Source organism: Endozoicomonas sp. (genome assembly GCF_965196975.1).
Taxonomy (GTDB): domain Bacteria; phylum Pseudomonadota; class Gammaproteobacteria; order Pseudomonadales; family Endozoicomonadaceae; genus Endozoicomonas.
Window position 1 is genome coordinate 1255270 of record NZ_OZ239981.1, and the last position, 15798, is coordinate 1271067.

At 46.5% G+C, this 15798-nt stretch carries 14 protein-coding genes and 2 pseudogenes; 6 read left to right on the forward strand and 10 right to left on the reverse strand.

Annotation, left to right across the window (positions count from 1 at the left end; translation table 11 throughout):
• Nucleotide 1: 1 nt before the first annotated feature.
• Together sthA and ACOCLE_RS05495 are read left to right on the forward strand one after the other, a co-directional pair.
• Entirely contained in the window at nt 2-1396 is a 1395-nt protein-coding gene (gene sthA, locus ACOCLE_RS05490; RefSeq protein WP_419535846.1) for a Si-specific NAD(P)(+) transhydrogenase, read from the forward strand.
• A gap of 194 nt (nt 1397-1590) precedes the next feature.
• Entirely contained in the window at nt 1591-2970 is a 1380-nt protein-coding gene (locus ACOCLE_RS05495) for a hypothetical protein (protein ID WP_419535847.1), read from the forward strand.
• 22 nt (nt 2971-2992) lie between these two features.
• Here the strand turns inward: ACOCLE_RS05495 and ACOCLE_RS05500 are convergent, their stop codons facing one another.
• The 3 genes and pseudogenes from ACOCLE_RS05500 to ACOCLE_RS05510 form a co-directional block, all read right to left on the reverse strand.
• A complete protein-coding gene (locus ACOCLE_RS05500; protein ID WP_419535848.1) occupies nt 2993-3196 on the reverse strand; it encodes a hypothetical protein in 204 nt (67 codons plus the stop codon).
• Between the two features lie 75 nt (nt 3197-3271).
• Nucleotides 3272-3472, reverse strand: a pseudogene (locus tag ACOCLE_RS05505) (IS481 family transposase); the annotation flags it as partial.
• A gap of 23 nt (nt 3473-3495) precedes the next feature.
• Nucleotides 3496-4209: a hypothetical protein gene (locus tag ACOCLE_RS05510; RefSeq protein WP_419533971.1), complete on the reverse strand. Its 714-nt coding sequence runs from the start codon at nt 4207-4209 to the stop codon at nt 3496-3498.
• A gap of 214 nt (nt 4210-4423) precedes the next feature.
• On the opposite strand from ACOCLE_RS05510, the gene ACOCLE_RS05515 reads away from it, so the two are divergent.
• From ACOCLE_RS05515 to tnpC, 3 genes are all read left to right on the forward strand, one after another.
• Nucleotides 4424-4987, forward strand: coding sequence for a DUF6444 domain-containing protein (locus ACOCLE_RS05515; protein ID WP_419534946.1), 564 nt, complete (start codon nt 4424-4426; stop codon nt 4985-4987).
• A gap of 64 nt (nt 4988-5051) precedes the next feature.
• Complete coding sequence (locus tag ACOCLE_RS05520) at nt 5052-6332, forward strand: ISKra4 family transposase (RefSeq protein WP_419532972.1); 1281 nt, start codon at nt 5052-5054, stop codon at nt 6330-6332.
• Nucleotides 6333-6377: 45 nt separating this feature from the next.
• The gene (gene tnpC / locus ACOCLE_RS05525; RefSeq protein WP_419535849.1) at nt 6378-7328 is read left to right on the forward strand and encodes an IS66 family transposase; all 951 of its coding nucleotides are present in this window, start codon (nt 6378-6380) and stop codon (nt 7326-7328) included.
• On the opposite strand, the gene ACOCLE_RS05530 is transcribed toward tnpC, so the two are convergent.
• The 6 genes and pseudogenes from ACOCLE_RS05530 to codB form a co-directional block, all read right to left on the reverse strand.
• Nucleotides 7279-7782: a hypothetical protein gene (locus tag ACOCLE_RS05530; RefSeq protein ID WP_419535850.1), complete on the reverse strand. Its 504-nt coding sequence runs from the start codon at nt 7780-7782 to the stop codon at nt 7279-7281. The two genes, tnpC and ACOCLE_RS05530, sit on opposite strands and share 50 nt — an antisense overlap.
• 86 nt (nt 7783-7868) lie before the next feature.
• Nucleotides 7869-8711: pseudogene (locus ACOCLE_RS05535) on the reverse strand (IS481 family transposase); the annotation flags it as partial.
• 101 nt (nt 8712-8812) lie between these two features.
• Nucleotides 8813-9700 carry a DUF2613 domain-containing protein gene (locus ACOCLE_RS05540; protein ID WP_419535851.1) on the reverse strand — a complete coding sequence of 296 codons (888 nt, stop codon included), beginning with the start codon at nt 9698-9700 and terminating at the stop codon, nt 8813-8815.
• A gap of 156 nt (nt 9701-9856) precedes the next feature.
• Nucleotides 9857-11566 carry a hypothetical protein gene (locus ACOCLE_RS05545; RefSeq protein ID WP_419535852.1) on the reverse strand — a complete coding sequence of 570 codons (1710 nt, stop codon included), beginning with the start codon at nt 11564-11566 and terminating at the stop codon, nt 9857-9859.
• Between the two features lie 182 nt (nt 11567-11748).
• On the reverse strand, nt 11749-13026 hold the full coding sequence (codA, locus tag ACOCLE_RS05550; protein WP_419535853.1) for a cytosine deaminase: 1278 nt from the start codon (nt 13024-13026) through the stop codon (nt 11749-11751).
• Entirely contained in the window at nt 13023-14276 is a 1254-nt protein-coding gene (codB, locus tag ACOCLE_RS05555) for a cytosine permease (protein WP_419535854.1), read from the reverse strand. The genes codA and codB overlap by 4 nt, the downstream gene beginning before the upstream one ends.
• Before the next feature lie 215 nt (nt 14277-14491).
• Between codB and ACOCLE_RS05560 the strand changes: the two genes are divergently transcribed.
• Complete coding sequence (locus ACOCLE_RS05560; RefSeq protein ID WP_419535855.1) at nt 14492-14929, forward strand: acyl-CoA thioesterase; 438 nt, start codon at nt 14492-14494, stop codon at nt 14927-14929.
• Between the two features lie 63 nt (nt 14930-14992).
• Here the strand turns inward: ACOCLE_RS05560 and ACOCLE_RS05565 are convergent, their stop codons facing one another.
• Nucleotides 14993-15679, reverse strand: a complete 687-nt coding sequence (locus ACOCLE_RS05565; RefSeq protein ID WP_419535856.1) for a hypothetical protein — start codon at nt 15677-15679, stop codon at nt 14993-14995.
• Nucleotides 15680-15798: the final 119 nt, after the last annotated feature.

The following is a 15798-nucleotide window of genomic DNA, read 5'->3' on the forward strand; positions in this document are numbered from 1 at the left end:
GATGGGTGTCAGTAAATACGATTTGGTCATCCTTGGGTCGGGACCTGCGGGAGAAGGGGCGGCAATGAATGCCGTCAAACTCGGTAAAAAGGTCGCCGTCGTCGAGCAGTTCAACTTCGTCGGCGGTAGCTGTACTCACTTAGGTACGATTCCATCCAAGGCCCTGCGCCACTCTGTCAAACAGATCATGGATTTCAATACCAACTCCATGTTTCGTGAGATAGGTGATCCCCGCTGGTTCAGCTTTCCCAAGGTATTGAAAAGGGCTGAATCGGTGATTCAGAAGCAGGTGCAGTCCCGTACCATGTACTATGCCCGGAATCGCATTGATCTTTACTTCGGTCGTGGCGCCTTTATCGATGAGCATACCCTGGAGGTGACCGAGCCCAGTGGGAATACAGAACGCCTCTTCGGATCCAACTTTCTGATCGCCACGGGCTCCCGTCCCTATCATCCACCGGGTATCGACTTTCATCATCCCAGAGTTTTTGACAGTGATACCATTCTGGAGCTGTCATCTACACCAAGACGCATGATTATCTATGGTGCCGGTGTTATCGGGTCCGAATACGCCTCGATTTTCTCCGGTCTGGGCGTGCTGGTGGACCTGATTGATACCCGTGAGCGCCTTCTGTCGTTTCTTGATAAAGAGATTTCGGACGCCCTTGGTTACCAGTTGCGTAAAATGAACGTCATTATTCGTCATAATGAAGAGTTTCAGAAGCTTGAGACCATGGATGATGGTGTGGTGTTACATCTTAAATCCGGTAAAAAACTCAAGGCCGATATGTTGCTCTGGGCTAATGGCCGGGCAGGGAATACTCAGGCAATGGGGCTTGAGATGATCGGCCTTAAGCCTGATGGTCGTGGACAGCTGAGTGTTAATGAAAGTTATCAGACCGCTTTACCTCATATTTATGCGGCGGGCGATGTGATTGGCTGGCCCAGTCTTGCCAGCGCTGCTTATGACCAGGGGCGCTCGGCTGCTGCGCACCTTTGCAACAGTGAGGACTGGCACTTTGTAAATGAAGTTCCCACCGGGATCTACACCATTCCGGAAATCAGTTCCCTGGGCCGAACTGAAGAAGAGCTGACGGCAGAGGCGGTTCCTTATGAAGTAGGTAAGGCGTTTTTCTCCAGACTGGCCAGGGCTCAAATCACTGGTGAGGTGGTTGGAATGCTGAAGATCCTTTTTCATCGGGACACCTTGGAAGTGCTGGGTATTCACTGTTTTGGTGACCAGGCGTCTGAGATTGTCCATATCGGCCAGGCAGTGATGCGCCAGGAAGGTAAGGCCAATTCTCTCCGTTACTTTCTGAATACTACGTTTAATTACCCGACAATGGCTGAAGCCTACCGTGTTGCAGCTCTGGATGGGCTCAATCGACTTTTCTGACTTTCCAGAAAGCAGGTCTCTGATTCAGGCCTGCTTCGAACCTTCTTTTGTTACGACTCGCGATTTTTAACACTCTTATCCTTTTTGAAACGGTTTCCTGTTTATGCTGTTCATGTCAAGTAAGGCCTCTTTGATGCCGAAGTTTACTGGATGGTTAGAAAAATCTAGATAACAGTCCAGAGCTCATCATTCTTATGGAAAAAGGACCTTCTCCACTGACCGTTCAGAACCAGCCACTTTTGGAAACACATAGCCAACAAGAGGACTCTGGATGCTTCCCCTGTTTTCAGGGAATGAGATCCTGTGAGAAAGTGGGTGTGAAGTGCAAGCTACCATCAAAAGGGCTGTTCAGAAAGCCAGTATTTAAAAAGAAGTTGAAGAGTGCTTATGTTGTATCTCCAGAATTAAAAGTAAGCTCTAAAAGATCCGAAGTTATACCGTCGAAGCAAAGCACTGCTTCTAAAGAGCTGGCCAGCTGGCAGGAAAAGGTCGCTAAACTCAGCAGAGAAATGGCTAATAGAGCCGGAAAGCCGAATGTGGATTCTAACCGTTCAATAGCTGAAATGACGCTTCATGGAACCCATGATTCAGGAACATACAGCATAAAATTCCCCAGACTCAGCAAGGTGCCAGGGCTTAAATATATAGCCAAGTTGGCAAAGAACTATTCAGTCACTCAAACCAAAACCATCAGTGAACAGTTGAATTCCGGTGTGCGCTATCTTGACCTAAGGCTCAGATCCTCAAGTACAGAGAGTGGGTTTCGAATTCACCACGGAGTGGTTAATGGCAGTGACAGCACCACAGGGTTAGGGGAGTTATTTGAATATGCTAGACAACATCCCAAAGAGATGGTGGTTGTAAAAATGCAGTTTGACCATGATAAGGGAGATTCCCTTGATACGTTTTATCAATCGTTTCTGAAAAATAATGAAGCGCTTCTGGTTAAGAAAACAGATGATGATGGTAACCCAAGAAGCTTTGCAGATATCAAACCTGGAGAGGGACAGGGAAATATAGTACTAATGACCAAAGATAAAAAAAGTCACTTGTCCAGCAAGTATGATGGCTGCTGGGATTACAAAAAAAGCACGTTCACTAAATGGGCGAATACTGCTGAGTCGTCTGAATTAAAAAACACGAATAAACGTCTTTTATCAAGAAAAGTTGAAGCCAGAGAAGGAAAACTATTAATTAATCAGATGCAAAAGACCTCACTGACAACCGCCTTGAAAAACCGAGATGCAATGAAGAGTCTTTATGAGCAGGCAGAAACGGTAAATTCGAAAATTGATGACTGGCTGGTGGAATGGGCCAGAAAAGACCCATCGATTAAACCTAATATTATCAGCTCAGATTTTTTTGATGCTTTTGAAGAAGGAGAGAATATGTATATCTCAATTGCATTTAATTTGTTGGATGTTGATGATGGTCTAATCAAAAAAGAGTTTCCGGAAACAGCAGATCGTATAATTAAAGCGAAAGAAAGAATCAAGGGATCTGAAACCATATCCCCTATACCAAAGGCAAAAGGTATTGCCCATCGATTTAAAGCAATGCTTCAGCGACGATAATGGTTATCTTTAGTTTCAGTGACTAAGTCGGCCGACTTGAGCCTAATAAATTGATTTGTTCTGCCAGCTTTTCTCGGATAGCCATCACAGCTTCAGGGTTGACATCGGAATTTGAGAAGTATCTATCCAGAATCTCAAGAGTCTTGATACTTTCATGATCAAAACGTGTATTGCCTGAGTTATCTCTTGGCGTCGAAAGATCCATTAAACGATTAATTTTTGACATGAGTTGATCATTTGTAGAAGTTCAGACCTGACCTGACAGTTACCGATTTTCAAGAAGGTGTCTGTCAGGTTAAATTCAGGCTATGAACTTTTCCTTCCAGATCTCTTTCCCATCAATCAGTGTTTCTATCGGCGTTCTCCCGTTGCACTGCTTACCTTGATGGGTACGCTCAGTATTGTAGTGAATTAACCATTCGTCCAGATCTGACTGAATCATCTCAATACTCGTATACAGCGTCTTTCTCAATGCAGGTTGATAAAACTCCTGCAGAAGGGTGCTCTCTCAATTTGATAACTGACTCATAGGTTAGCTTCAACCTTTCCAGTCATGAACTCAGACCAAAGTTGTTCCCAGCGCCCCTTACTCTGGATCAGTGCTCTTGTTGTCAAAAGCACTTCCGCTCCTGTTGCTTTCCACCTCATTCCAGAACCACATAATCGTTGCTTTACCAGAGTCTTACAAGCCGCTTCAGTAACTCCTGAACCTATTGGCCAATGGCGTTTAAGCGCCTGATGATAATTCATTAACTGGTGATTGTTTGTAAAATAGCTCACAGCTTTGTAGCGCTTCTCTGTCAGTGCGATTGTCTTTTTCGGGAGCTCGGCTGATTCAATTTCCTGAAGGATTTTTTTGGCTGCTCCACGCTTGTTTTTCAAACTATGTAGCCTGTCTTCAAGCCACTGGTGTCGCTTCGCCTTACTGGTTGGAAACAGTGCTTCCGCTGCTCCAGCTAAATATTCAGATGCATGATAAAAATCGAGTATCTGCCCAGAGGTATGTTGTTTCAAATAACTCCAGTTTTCTCTAGCCCCGTCAGCTACCCCGATGTATGTGGCATTTGGGTAGAGTCGTTTTAGATCTGCAATCTCCTCGTCGAGCTTGCTCATAAAGCTTTGTTTACCATACTCTGGCGAACTGGCTGTATATATCGTGTGGAGCCTGTCTCCATCTGCAGAATATAGGCTCAATGTCCCACACATGGCTTCCCTCCAGCCTTCTTCACAAAGCAGCATGCAGGTTCCATCCAGACCAATGGCTATTGTTTCAACAGGCTCTTTTAGTGGAGGAAGGTGGTAGTGAGTGTCTTGCTGGTCTTCAATTAATGCACCTACTCTGTCCGATAAATGCTTGATATAAGGTAACTATTCAGCACCCTTCATATAAATCTGGAATTTTCTGATTTTTCGACCATCATCTTATACTCAATTTTTCTAACAAATCTCCAGTATGGAACCAGACTTCCCAGCTACTCCGTTTACCGAAGCTCTCCTTAAAGAGAATGAAGAGCTTCGGACCGAGAATGCGCTTTTACGGGAACGTTGCAGCGAACTGGAAGAAAGGGTTAATAAAAACAGTCAAAACAGTAGTAAGCCACCATCGTCAGATGGTTATCAAAAGCCCAGTAAAAAAGGGAGTGATAAAGGTGATACATCTTCCAAAGAAGCCCCCTGCTCCTCACAGGAAACACCGAACCCCAAAAGCCTTAGACCATCTTCAGGCAATAAACCAGGTGGCCAGAAAGGTCATCAAGGCTCTTGTTTGAGACGTGTCGCCTTACCCGATTATGTCAGGCATCTGAAGGTTGAAAAATGTTGCTGTTGCCAGTCTTCGCTTATCGATATTAAACCCACCAAATACATTGAGCGACAGGTTTTTGATCCAGGTAGACCCGGAGAATTTGAAGTTACCGCGTACTGGGCAGACGTTAAAGTATGTCCTTGTGGTAAACGGAACACCGCTGAGTTTCCCCAAGGAGTGAAAGCCGCTGCTCAGGGTGCTCTCTCTGAATGATTGAAACAATAGTGCTCTATTTTCACAGCTACTATGGGAACACCACTCATAATAGTTAACTGTCATGCCCGCTTCTGTTATTTCCAGCTCTACCAAAAGCATCGTTTTGCAAATTGAAGTTTCTATAGATTCAGGCAACATGCTGAATCTTGAAGATAGTTTACAGCGTGCACTCAATGAAGCCGGGCAGCTTGGAACAAAAGAGTTATTGGGGCTATTTGAATCACCCAATAAAGAACCTATCGTCGTTAATCAGCAGAAGTGGAACTACAAAGGAAAGGTTCTTAAGCACTATGAAACCTTATACGGTCGTATACCTTTGGAGCGCTCCGTATATCAGGGTGTCAGAGGTGGCAGTACTCTGGCAGCACTTGATCTTCGTGCCGGTATTATTGGTTCAGCTACCCCCAAATTTGCCAAGTCTATCGCCTGGAAATACAGCCAGATGCCAGCGCCTGCGGTAAAAGAAGATTTTGAGACCAACCATCAAAGGACGCTTTCAAATTCTTATATCAAGCATTTATCGGACAGAGTAGGTGCATTAATTGAAGACCAGCAAGACACTCACTACCACCTTCCTCCACTAAAAGAGCCTGTTGAAACAATAGCCATTGGTCTGGATGGAACCTGCATGCTGCTTTGTGAAGAAGGCTGGAGGGAAGCCATGTGTGGGACATTGAGCCTATATTCTGCAGATGGAGACAGGCTCCACACGATATATACAGCCAGTTCGCCAGAGTATGGTAAACAAAGCTTTATGAGCAAGCTCGACGAGGAGATTGCAGATCTAAAACGACTCTACCCAAATGCCACATACATCGGGGTAGCTGACGGGGCTAGAGAAAACTGGAGTTATTTGAAACAACATACCTCTGGGCAGATACTCGATTTTTATCATGCATCTGAATATTTAGCTGGAGCAGCGGAAGCACTGTTTCCAACCAGTAAGGCGAAGCGACACCAGTGGCTTGAAGACAGGCTACATAGTTTGAAAAACAAGCGTGGAGCAGCCAAAAAAATCCTTCAGGAAATTGAATCAGCCGAGCTCCCGAAAAAGACAATCGCACTGACAGAGAAGCGCTACAAAGCTGTGAGCTATTTTACAAACAATCACCAGTTAATGAATTATCATCAGGCGCTTAAACGCCATTGGCCAATAGGTTCAGGAGTTACTGAAGCGGCTTGTAAGACTCTGGTAAAGCAACGATTATGTGGTTCTGGAATGAGGTGGAAAGCAACAGGAGCGGAAGTGCTTTTGACAACAAGAGCACTGATCCAGAGTAAGGGGCGCTGGGAACAACTTTGGTCTGAGTTCATGACTGGAAAGGTTGAAGCTAACCTATGAGTCAGTTATCAAATTGAGAGAGCACCCGCTGCTCAATACGGAGAAGTGACTCAGGCAATGGCTGTTCATTTAAACCAGTATCACTTCATCCCATATCACCGGGTGTCTGAGTATTTCAATACTATTTATTGCATGAGTGTCAGCGCAGGCTCTGTTGCCAATTTTGTTGCCTATACCCATGAGAACCTGGCCTCTACTGAGCAGAGTATCCGCGATGCTTTACAAGAAAGTCCGGTTGCAGGAGCGGATGAAACTGGCATGCGGGTTGACGGTTCACTGTGGTGGTTACACATTATGCGAGATGACCAATGGACGCTTTACTACCTCTCAGAAAGGCGAGGTTGTGAAGCAATGGATGCAATGGGCATCCTGCTGACTTTTGCAGGCATTCTGGTTCACGATCATTGGAAGTCCTACTTTGCCTATGCGGCAGTGCATGTGCTTTGTAATGCCCATCATCTGAGAGAGCTTCAGGGAGTTGTCGATAGGGATGCGAATAAGCTGGCTCTGCGGCTGATGAAATTGCTTACGCTCTCCTGGCACTTCTGCAAGAAATACAAAGCAGCCGGTCTGACTCAAATGCCTGGTGCAATACAGCTTCGCATTGAGACGATATACGACCAAATCCTTCAAAGGGCTCTCACGAAGGAAACCGCTTATATGGAAAAACAACGACAGGTGCTTGGACGTAAGAAGGTCAGGAATACCAAGGCCTACAACCTGTTCAAAAGGCTTATTGAGTTTAAGGTTGAAACGTTGCGCTTCATGTCGGACTTTTCAATTCCCTTCGATAACAATGGCAGTGAACGTGATGCCAGGATGGCCAAACTTAAGCAGAAGATCTCAGGCTGCTTCAGAAGCGAAGACGGAGGTACCATGTTTACCCGAATCCGAAGCTATTTATCATCTGCTAAAAAGCAGGGGTTGAACATATTTCAGGCGCTTCTTAAAGCGGTTCGAAATTACAACAATACGCCTTTGCTGGGTGCTGAATAGTTACGATATAAGAATTTGAAAGCGTCCTTTGATGGTTGGTCTCAAAATCTTCTTTTACCGCAGGCGCTGGCATCTGGCTGTATTTCCAGGCGATAGACTTGGCAAATTTGGGGGTAGCTGAACCAATAATACCGGCACGAAGATCAAGTGCTGCCAGAGTACTGCCACCTCTGACACCCTGATATACGGAGCGCTCCAAAGGTATACGACCGTATAAGGTTTCATAGTGCTTAAGAACCTTTCCTTTGTAGTTCCACTTCTGCTGATTAACGACGATAGGTTCTTTATTGGGTGATTCAAATAGCCCCAATAACTCTTTTGTTCCAAGCTGCCCGGCTTCATTGAGTGCACGCTGTAAACTATCTTCAAGATTCAGCATGTTGCCTGAATCTATAGAAACTTCAATTTGCAAAACGATGCTTTTGGTAGAGCTGGAAATAACAGAAGCGGGCATGACAGTTAACTATTATGAGTGGTGTTCCCATAGTAGCTGTGAAAATAGAGCACTATTGTTTCAATCATTCAGAGAGAGCACCCCTGCAGAATCGTTTTATGGAAGCGTTCACAGATTCCATTCGTTTGTGGATGCCGGGTTTTCGTCTTCGTATGTTCAATGTCGTTCACCGCCAGGTAAAGTTGATAATCGTGTTGATCAGCACGACCACAATACTCTGTACCTCTGTCTGTCAGTATTCTGAGCACAGGTAGCTCTTGAGCTTCATAGAATGGCAACACGCGGTCATTGAGCAGGTCTGCAGCCGTAATTGGGGTCTTTGTCTTATAGAGTTTGGCCTGCGCTACCTTGGAGTAAGTATCAACATAAGTCTGCTGATAAACGCGGCCAACACCTTTAAAGGTTCCAACATAGAAAGTGTCCTGTGAACCAAGGTAGCCAGGGTGCGCTGTGTCAATCTCACCACTGGCCTCATCATCCAGCTTCTTGCGCTCAAGTGCCCTGACCTGGGACTCGGTGAGAATGATTCCTTCTCGAGCCACTTTCTCTTCAAGGGCTTTGAGGCGCAGTTTGAAGCTTCCCAGATCATTTCTTAGCCAGATGCTTCTCACACCGCTGGGAGAGACGAAGATACCTTGCTTGCGAAGTTCATTGGAAACACGGGCCTGCCCATGGGCAGGATCTTCTACCGCATACTCAAGAACCGCTTTTTCAACAGCGGGGTCTACTCGGTTTTTGAGGTTTGGAACTCTTCGGCTTTGATCAAGAAGTGCTTCGACCCCACCTTCATCAACAGCATCCCGGTAACGATAAAATGTATCTCTGGAGACACCCATGGTTTTACAGGCTTTAGAGATGTTTCCGAGCTCATCTGCAAGGTTCAGTAGCCCGACCTTGTGCTTGATGATTTTCTGGTTGGTGTGAATCATAAGGGTCACCTTTAATGATTTAGATTTCAGTGAACTCACCTTCTTTCTAAATCGGTAACCCTTTTCTTTTGATGAGAAGAAAATGTCAGATTAAGTCTGAACTACTCCAGATCATTGGCAAACTCAAATCCTTTAAAGTCTTTATCATATCGCCATTCCTCAATAAAGTTTCTTAATGTTGGTAATCCTCTTTCTATGGCCCTGTTAAGATAAAGACCACTAATAGCATCAAATTTCTCAAATTTTTTCCGATAATAGTTTCTTCGTAAATCATTCGGTAAGTTCAGCAGGATTTCCTGAAGCTTTTCGGGAGCATGATCTATTGCCTGAATACAGGTATGAATATCCTCTAAGGAGGGTACTTCTTTTAGTAATAGGGCTATGGCCTCCTTTCCCAACGTGTTTTTCATCCATTGCTTCTTATGGGGAAGGCCTTTTTCCGAAAAGAGATCCTGAAACTGTTCTTCACCCGATATTATACCTACGCCAAAAATAGCACCGACTCCCAAAGCTACCCCGACAATGCCCCCTACCGTTGCACCTACGGCAGTTCCAATGGGACCTGCAGCAGTTCCTGTAGCTCCCCCTGCAATAGCTCCAGCGGCTATTACTCCTCCTATTCCACCCAGTACACCGCCTCCACAAGCACCTGCTTGTACGGAACGAAATTTAAGGCTTTTTCCAATTGCTTTTAAACCCTGTGAGCATTTGTCTTTTGCTTTGCGAAGGAAGCCTTTCTTAACTGTGTGTTTGCGTGCTTCTTTTGCAATAGACTTCTTGATCGACTTATTAAGGGATTTAACTTTTCTCGCTTTCAGAGGGCGCTGTGAAATTTCAACGGTTGTACGAGTGTCAGGTCTGAACCAGATGACAGGAACTTGTACAGGGATAACTCTTCTGTATTGATGGTTTCGAGCAGTATGTGCCTTTGTGAGACCCGGAGAGTTAGGTGTAAAATGGTGGTGGCCATTCCTTGGCAACTTATCCATAGGCTGATCCGCTTGGAATACATTATGGTTGGTGATTTTACCTTTATATTTATCGCTGTTTTTCCTGAAAAATTAACAAAGTGATCCGCTCATTGGATTATACGTTGCCCTTTGTCCGGGGCAGCGTATAGATCATAGTGAGTTCTTAGAAATGGGTTACAGTTTGCTCTTGAGAACAGGGCTGACAGATTGAATTAGTGGCTTAGGTGTGAAATAGCTATAGAATGTCAGTGATCGACCATCCCGAATATAGCTGCTTAGATAACCCGATTTAAATACAGGGTAAACAGCCGCTTTCCCGGTGATATACCAAACCGCTTGTTGCTCCATGGTTTGCGAAGAGACCTGAAGGGTTTCACCGGTTGAAGGTATTTCAAGTGTGCCAGATGGCCTGGTGACAATGACCTCTTCCAGGTTTGTAATTCCGGTTGCGCTCATCGCCAGAAGGGGGACCCGGTCCTGTTCGGTCATTCCCCCAGTGCCTATGGCATCCGCCTTGGCTTCAGGGCTAATCTGGCCAAGTTGTTCCAGGGTAATGCTGCCAAGGCAGGCCATGTTATTACCAGAGCCTACAGAGACGAAATTGCCAATTGGGCAGTGATCAAGCATGGCGTGATAGTTTTCTTCCAGAGTCGCTTTTTCAGTAGCGCAGCTCTTAATCCCCTCTTCAACTTGATGGACGGAATACCTGGGTAACCATTTTCCGAAAGGCTGAATAAGTTTCAGTGCAAATGTGGAGGCATCCATTCCCCTTTCCCCATCAGGTCCAATAGTGCCCTCCCCAAAAGCAAAATGGCGGTTCTCATTGTATTCCGGGGCAACGTATTCTGTGGGGTATTTTAGAAGGGTGCTACTCAACTGATTCAGGTAGTTATGATAGCTAAGTGGTAGAGGTACTTTACGCACCTGTTGATCAAGCTCTCCTGCTGGATCAACAGACAGGTTAACAAAGGATAACTGAGCAGAATAGAGTCTTAGCTTTGTGGAAGAGACGGTTATCGTGGTTGGCTCCTGCTGATCTTTTTGAGCCATAAGGTGCTGTCCGCCCTGGATAAATATCGGCGTTCCCAGAGGGAAGCGCTTTGAACACCCTGAATGTTTGACCCGGCTTGTACAAGTCAGTTTAAGCCTGTTATCCGGTTCGATGTCCTGGGGAGTCACAGGAAAGTCATCGGCCATAGCTTTATCGACGAAAGCTACATGGCGGGCTTTGGCAAACTTTAAGCCAAACTCTGGTCGCCACAGTGCTAACCAGCTGTCATCTGCGGGTTCCAGGCCTGAGGAGTCAACCGTCATGAGCTGCCCAAGAACAAAAACGGGTGTATTTCTTGGAATCAGTGTACTTGAAGACTTTTGATTGGCTGCAACATTAGAGGCCTGGGCAAGATTGTTGGTAAAAAACACATCACTCGGAAAAAACTGAGCATCGGTATCAGCGGTAGTGATTGCTCTGGCTTCCGAGTGAAAGGTTTGAATGAAATCGGTTTGTTTTACGATGTTCAGAAGCTGTTTAAGTTCATCATCTGTGATCTGGTGTCCTGAGGCATCAAAATTTCCGGCGATAGCTCCATAAACAACCTTTTCAGCAGTTTCAGCTATCGACCCATATTCCTGTCGGTAGGCGTCAAAGGCTTCATTGACTTTTGACTCGTCCCAAGGGGCCAGCAACCACTCAATCAGGTTGTTATCACCGATTTCCCAGCGAAGGGTTGTATCCTGCGGATTGATGCCCTGAAAATCAGCAATGGAATGAACATCTTGTAGCCCTTTGTAGACCTTGCCTTGCCGGTCAGCATCGGGGTAGGCAAAAACCAGTGTGGCTGCTCCGGACAGGGCACAGACAAGAAACCATTTTTTTATCGCCATGTAAACTTCCTCGGGATGAATCGGTACATCCAGATTTTTGAGATAACCGAATCAATATAGACAGGTTACAGGAGAATGAGTTTCAACCAAGGCATATACTGTTAGAAAAAAGGAGGGAGTGGCCTCTCACAGTGGATGTGACAGGAGAGGCATTTCGAGGGATATAGACGGCTGGTTAGCGCTTATATTGAGTAGGCTAGGCTGATATCCCTGGGTTGTCCGGATTGATAGAGTCGGGTTCTGGCAGGTGCAGTGCTGGCAATCAGTTTTCCATGACGGATAGAGTGGGTTACCGAAGCTTGGCGGCGTACCGCATCGAACACGCTCTCAGAGTCCAGCATAATCAGGTTTGCCGGTTTACCAACCTCAATACCGTACTGGTCCTGAATGTTCAGGCAGCGGGCACTGTTGTGGGTAATCAGGTTGATGCCCTGGTTAATCTGGTCAAAACCGGTCAGTTGGCAACCCACCAGGCCGGTGAACAGCACCAGCAGCATATTACAGCCCTGCATGGGGAACCACTGATCCACAATGTCATCCTGACCAAAACAGGCGTTGACACCGGCTTCCAGCAACTCAGGGATTCGCGTGATGCCCCGGCGTTTTGGATAGGTATCCATGCGTCCCTGTAAATTCAAATTAGTAACCGGGTTGGCAATAAAATGGATTCCGGAATTTTTCAGCAGGCGCATCAATTTGAAAACATAGGCATTGTTGTAAGAGTGCATTGCCGTTGTGTGACTGGCTGTGACCCTTTGCCCCATGGAGCGTTCAAGGGCGAGGGTAGCTACTGTTTCTACGAATCGTGACTGTTCGTCATCGATCTCATCACAGTGAATGTCGATCAGGCGATCATATTTCTCGGCCAGATCAAACACGGATTTCAGGGACTCGATGCCATATTCTCGGGTGTATTCAAAGTGTGGGATACCTCCAACAGCCTCTGCGCCCAGCTTCAGAGCCTCTTCCAGCAACTCAGCGCCTTTTGGAAAAGAGGGGATACCTTCCTGGGGGAAGGCGACCAGCTGAATATCAATCAGGTCCCGCATCTCTTCTCTCAGTTCCAGTAAGGCATGCAGGGCGGTGAGCGATGGGTCAGTGGTATCAACATGGCTGCGAACGTGCTGAATACCCTGAGCGATGTACCACTCCAGGGCTTTTGATGCCCGGTTTTTAACATCACCGCGGGTCAGCGTTTTTTTCCGCTCAGACCAGTTCTGAATGCCTTCAAATAAAGTGCCGCTTCGATTCCATACCGGCTCTCCGGCCGTCAGAGCAGTGTCCAGATGAACGTGTGGATCGATAAAGGGCGGCAGGGCTAATTGTCCATTACCATCAATGACCTCTACACCTTCGTTTCGGGCAGTGCCAGCAGGCGTGATGGCCGTGAAAATGCCATTATCAATGTCAATATCAAACAGGCCCTGCTGCTGGTGCAGGCGAACGTTTTCAAGTCTCATAACGAAGTCTCAGTGTGAGCAAGGCGTCCCTGAAAAATAGGTGCTTTCTGTAGCAGGATATGGCTGATAGCCGCCACCACAACGCCATTGATGGGGGCGATGCCCGGCAGCAGTGTTGCGGCGGCAATACCGGCAATCCAGGCAATCAGTGCTGAAGGGTTGATGGTGGCAAATGAAGCCTTTTGATAGTCAGGGTACTGGCCTTTTCTTACCAGAAAGTAGTCGGCGAGCAGAATGGCACCAACGGGCGGCAGTGCAGAGCTCAGCAGTCCCAGCCATCCGACAAAATTGTTATAGAGCCACAGGGCGAACAGTGTTCCCAGAGCGCCGTTGATCATCACGATCAGGTTCTTGCTCTTGCCGGTGATACTGGCAAAGCCCAGACCGGAAACGTAAAGTGCATTATCATTCGTGGTCCAGATATTCAGGCCCAGAGTGATCACTGCTGGTAGAATAAGGCCCTGAAGGAACATAACCTCGGCAATATCGGCCTGGCCAGTGACCATGGAGCCAACGGCGCCAAAGGTGAACATCAGGCTGTTGCCCAGGAAGAAGGCAATCAGTGTCGCGCTGACCGCAATTTTTGGTGTGCGGGCAAATCGGGTAAAATCGGCCGTCAGGGAACCACCGCTGATAAACGATCCGATACAGATACTGATGGCACTGGCAAACGTAATTGTGGTTGTTGGTTCGATGGCCATCAACGCCGACAAGCCTCCGGCGCTGTCTACAGCTTCCTTGACGGAGAAACCACCCAGTAGGGCAATGGCGGGAACGGCGATGAAACTGAGGATGGTCAGTGCCTTGAAACCAAAAAATGCGGTCACTGTCATCAGGAAGCCTGAGACTAACACCAGAATCTCTGTGTTGATGCCGGTTGCCTTGTTCACCGGAAGAGCAAACATGGCTACCCCCACACCGAACCAGCCCACTTGAGTAGCGGCCAGCACCAGGGACGTCAGTTTGCCGCCGATTTTACCAAAGGCATATTCTGAGAGAAGGTGGGTGGAAAGACCGGTTTTGCTGCCCATCCAGGCGAGGCCTGAAGTGTAGGCACCGAGCAGAAGGTTACCGATCATCACAGTGATCAGAAAGCTGGAAAAGTCCAGACCTTGTCCCAGGGTTCCACCGGACCACATACTGGCTGAGAAGAAGGTAAAACCAACCATTACCACCAGAATGGGGAAAAAGCCTTTGCGGGCTTCAGCTGAAACGGGAGAGTGAGCGAAATCCTGGGAATGTTCCGACATTGGTCCTCCAATAAATAAAAGGGTTGAGGGCCTTGTAGCCGGATATTCATGCTAACAGAACGGTCATTCGAAGTCAGTCAATGATAAACCGTAACCGATTTCGGAAATTACCGTGAGCGTGAATATATTGTGAATTCACTGAATTCCATTTATCGTTGCCTGTGAATGGTTAAATGCACACATTAATTGAAAGATAACAAGAAGGAGTAATTACTGTGGAGCACCTGCTGGAAGACTACCCCGTTATCACTGAAATACCCGTAGCCTGGGGGGATATGGATGCCCTTCAGCACGTTAATAATGTCGTGTATTTCCGCTATTTTGAAACGGCCCGTATCGATTATTTCGATAAAATACAGGTAATGGAAAAAGCGAAGGGCAGTGGTATAGGTCCTGTGATCAGTCATACCCAGTGCTTTTATAAGGCTCCGGTGACTTATCCGGATACTTTGCTGGTGGGATCAAGGGTGAGTGATGTGCAGGAAGATCGTTTTATCATGGAGTATGCGATTTACAGCAAAAGCATGAACAGAGTGACCACAACAGGTACCGCAACGGGTGTCATGTTTAACTTTGCTACCAATGCCAAAGCCAGTATTCCAGAGGAGCTGAAAGCGCTTATTCAGAAAATTGAATCGGGTGAGATTAAGTAGCGGCTGTTTTGGAAGTGAGAACAGTATGCGGTGGTTGTTCTCACTTTCTTTCAAAACGTTACTTTAAGGAAAAGAATCACTATGCCCCCAATTATATGGGGAGAAGGGAATGGTTATTGCTCGCACTAACTGATTCCTTTCATTATTAACATTCAGATCAACTTTAAAATGCGTTCTCGGTGAAGGCGTGTTCACACTGAATTCCAGTTCGTAGCAACTCCATAAGCCATTGGCTTCCAGGTTTATGGGCTGCTTTGGTAACGAGCCCTGAAAGACCCGGGGCTGAGATTCCGGGCAGCCATGGATTTTATCGGAGAAGCGTTTGGCCTGCTCAGTGGGGTAATGAGCATATGGGTATGGGAACACACTGGTTGTTGTATAGTGTTTGCCGTCAATCTCAATAGTGACCTGAGAAAGATCCAGTGTCAGGCCCTTCTGATAGGGAAAGAGGGAGATCCCCATTCTGAACTTACCCGGCTGTACTTTGTTATGTTGAGTCTCACCGGAGCTGGCTCGATAAGGGATTAACACGACATAATCAACCTGTCCCAGCTGAACATCATTTCTTGGGTCAAATGTAATAGCGAACTCAGGATAACGCATCACTTTTTGAGGGCCGCCAATACTTTCCCCAATCTCCGGTGCACTGCTGATAAAGGATTTGCTGAAACCACAGCTGGCAAGTAGGGCGATGATACTGGCGATAATGGCTAAACGTCCTGTCAGAAAGAAGTATTGAATACCCTTCATAGAAAATCCTGTTAAATAGAAGCTAAGAGGAGCTATTCATTCACTGTAGCCAGTCATGATTCGGTTAACAATGTTTCAAATTTGTCTGAAATACTCTCCAAGACTTTCGATCATGTCTT

What these genes read in the sequence shown, in the direction of transcription:
- sthA (WP_419535846.1), top strand. Translation starts at nt 2, where the DNA reads ATGGGTGTCAGTAAATACGATTTGGTCATCCTTGGGTCGGGACCTGCG.
- ACOCLE_RS05495 (WP_419535847.1), top strand. Translation starts at nt 1,591, where the DNA reads ATGGAAAAAGGACCTTCTCCACTGACCGTTCAGAACCAGCCACTTTTG.
- ACOCLE_RS05500 (WP_419535848.1), bottom strand. Translation starts at nt 3,196, where the DNA reads ATGTCAAAAATTAATCGTTTAATGGATCTTTCGACGCCAAGAGATAAC.
- ACOCLE_RS05510 (WP_419533971.1), bottom strand. Translation starts at nt 4,209, where the DNA reads ATGCTGCTTTGTGAAGAAGGCTGGAGGGAAGCCATGTGTGGGACATTG.
- ACOCLE_RS05515 (WP_419534946.1), top strand. Translation starts at nt 4,424, where the DNA reads ATGGAACCAGACTTCCCAGCTACTCCGTTTACCGAAGCTCTCCTTAAA.
- ACOCLE_RS05520 (WP_419532972.1), top strand. Translation starts at nt 5,052, where the DNA reads ATGCCCGCTTCTGTTATTTCCAGCTCTACCAAAAGCATCGTTTTGCAA.
- ACOCLE_RS05530 (WP_419535850.1), bottom strand. Translation starts at nt 7,782, where the DNA reads ATGCCCGCTTCTGTTATTTCCAGCTCTACCAAAAGCATCGTTTTGCAA.
- ACOCLE_RS05540 (WP_419535851.1), bottom strand. Translation starts at nt 9,700, where the DNA reads ATGGATAAGTTGCCAAGGAATGGCCACCACCATTTTACACCTAACTCT.
- ACOCLE_RS05545 (WP_419535852.1), bottom strand. Translation starts at nt 11,566, where the DNA reads ATGGCGATAAAAAAATGGTTTCTTGTCTGTGCCCTGTCCGGAGCAGCC.
- codA (WP_419535853.1), bottom strand. Translation starts at nt 13,026, where the DNA reads ATGAGACTTGAAAACGTTCGCCTGCACCAGCAGCAGGGCCTGTTTGAT.
- codB (WP_419535854.1), bottom strand. Translation starts at nt 14,276, where the DNA reads ATGTCGGAACATTCCCAGGATTTCGCTCACTCTCCCGTTTCAGCTGAA.
- ACOCLE_RS05565 (WP_419535856.1), bottom strand. Translation starts at nt 15,679, where the DNA reads ATGAAGGGTATTCAATACTTCTTTCTGACAGGACGTTTAGCCATTATC.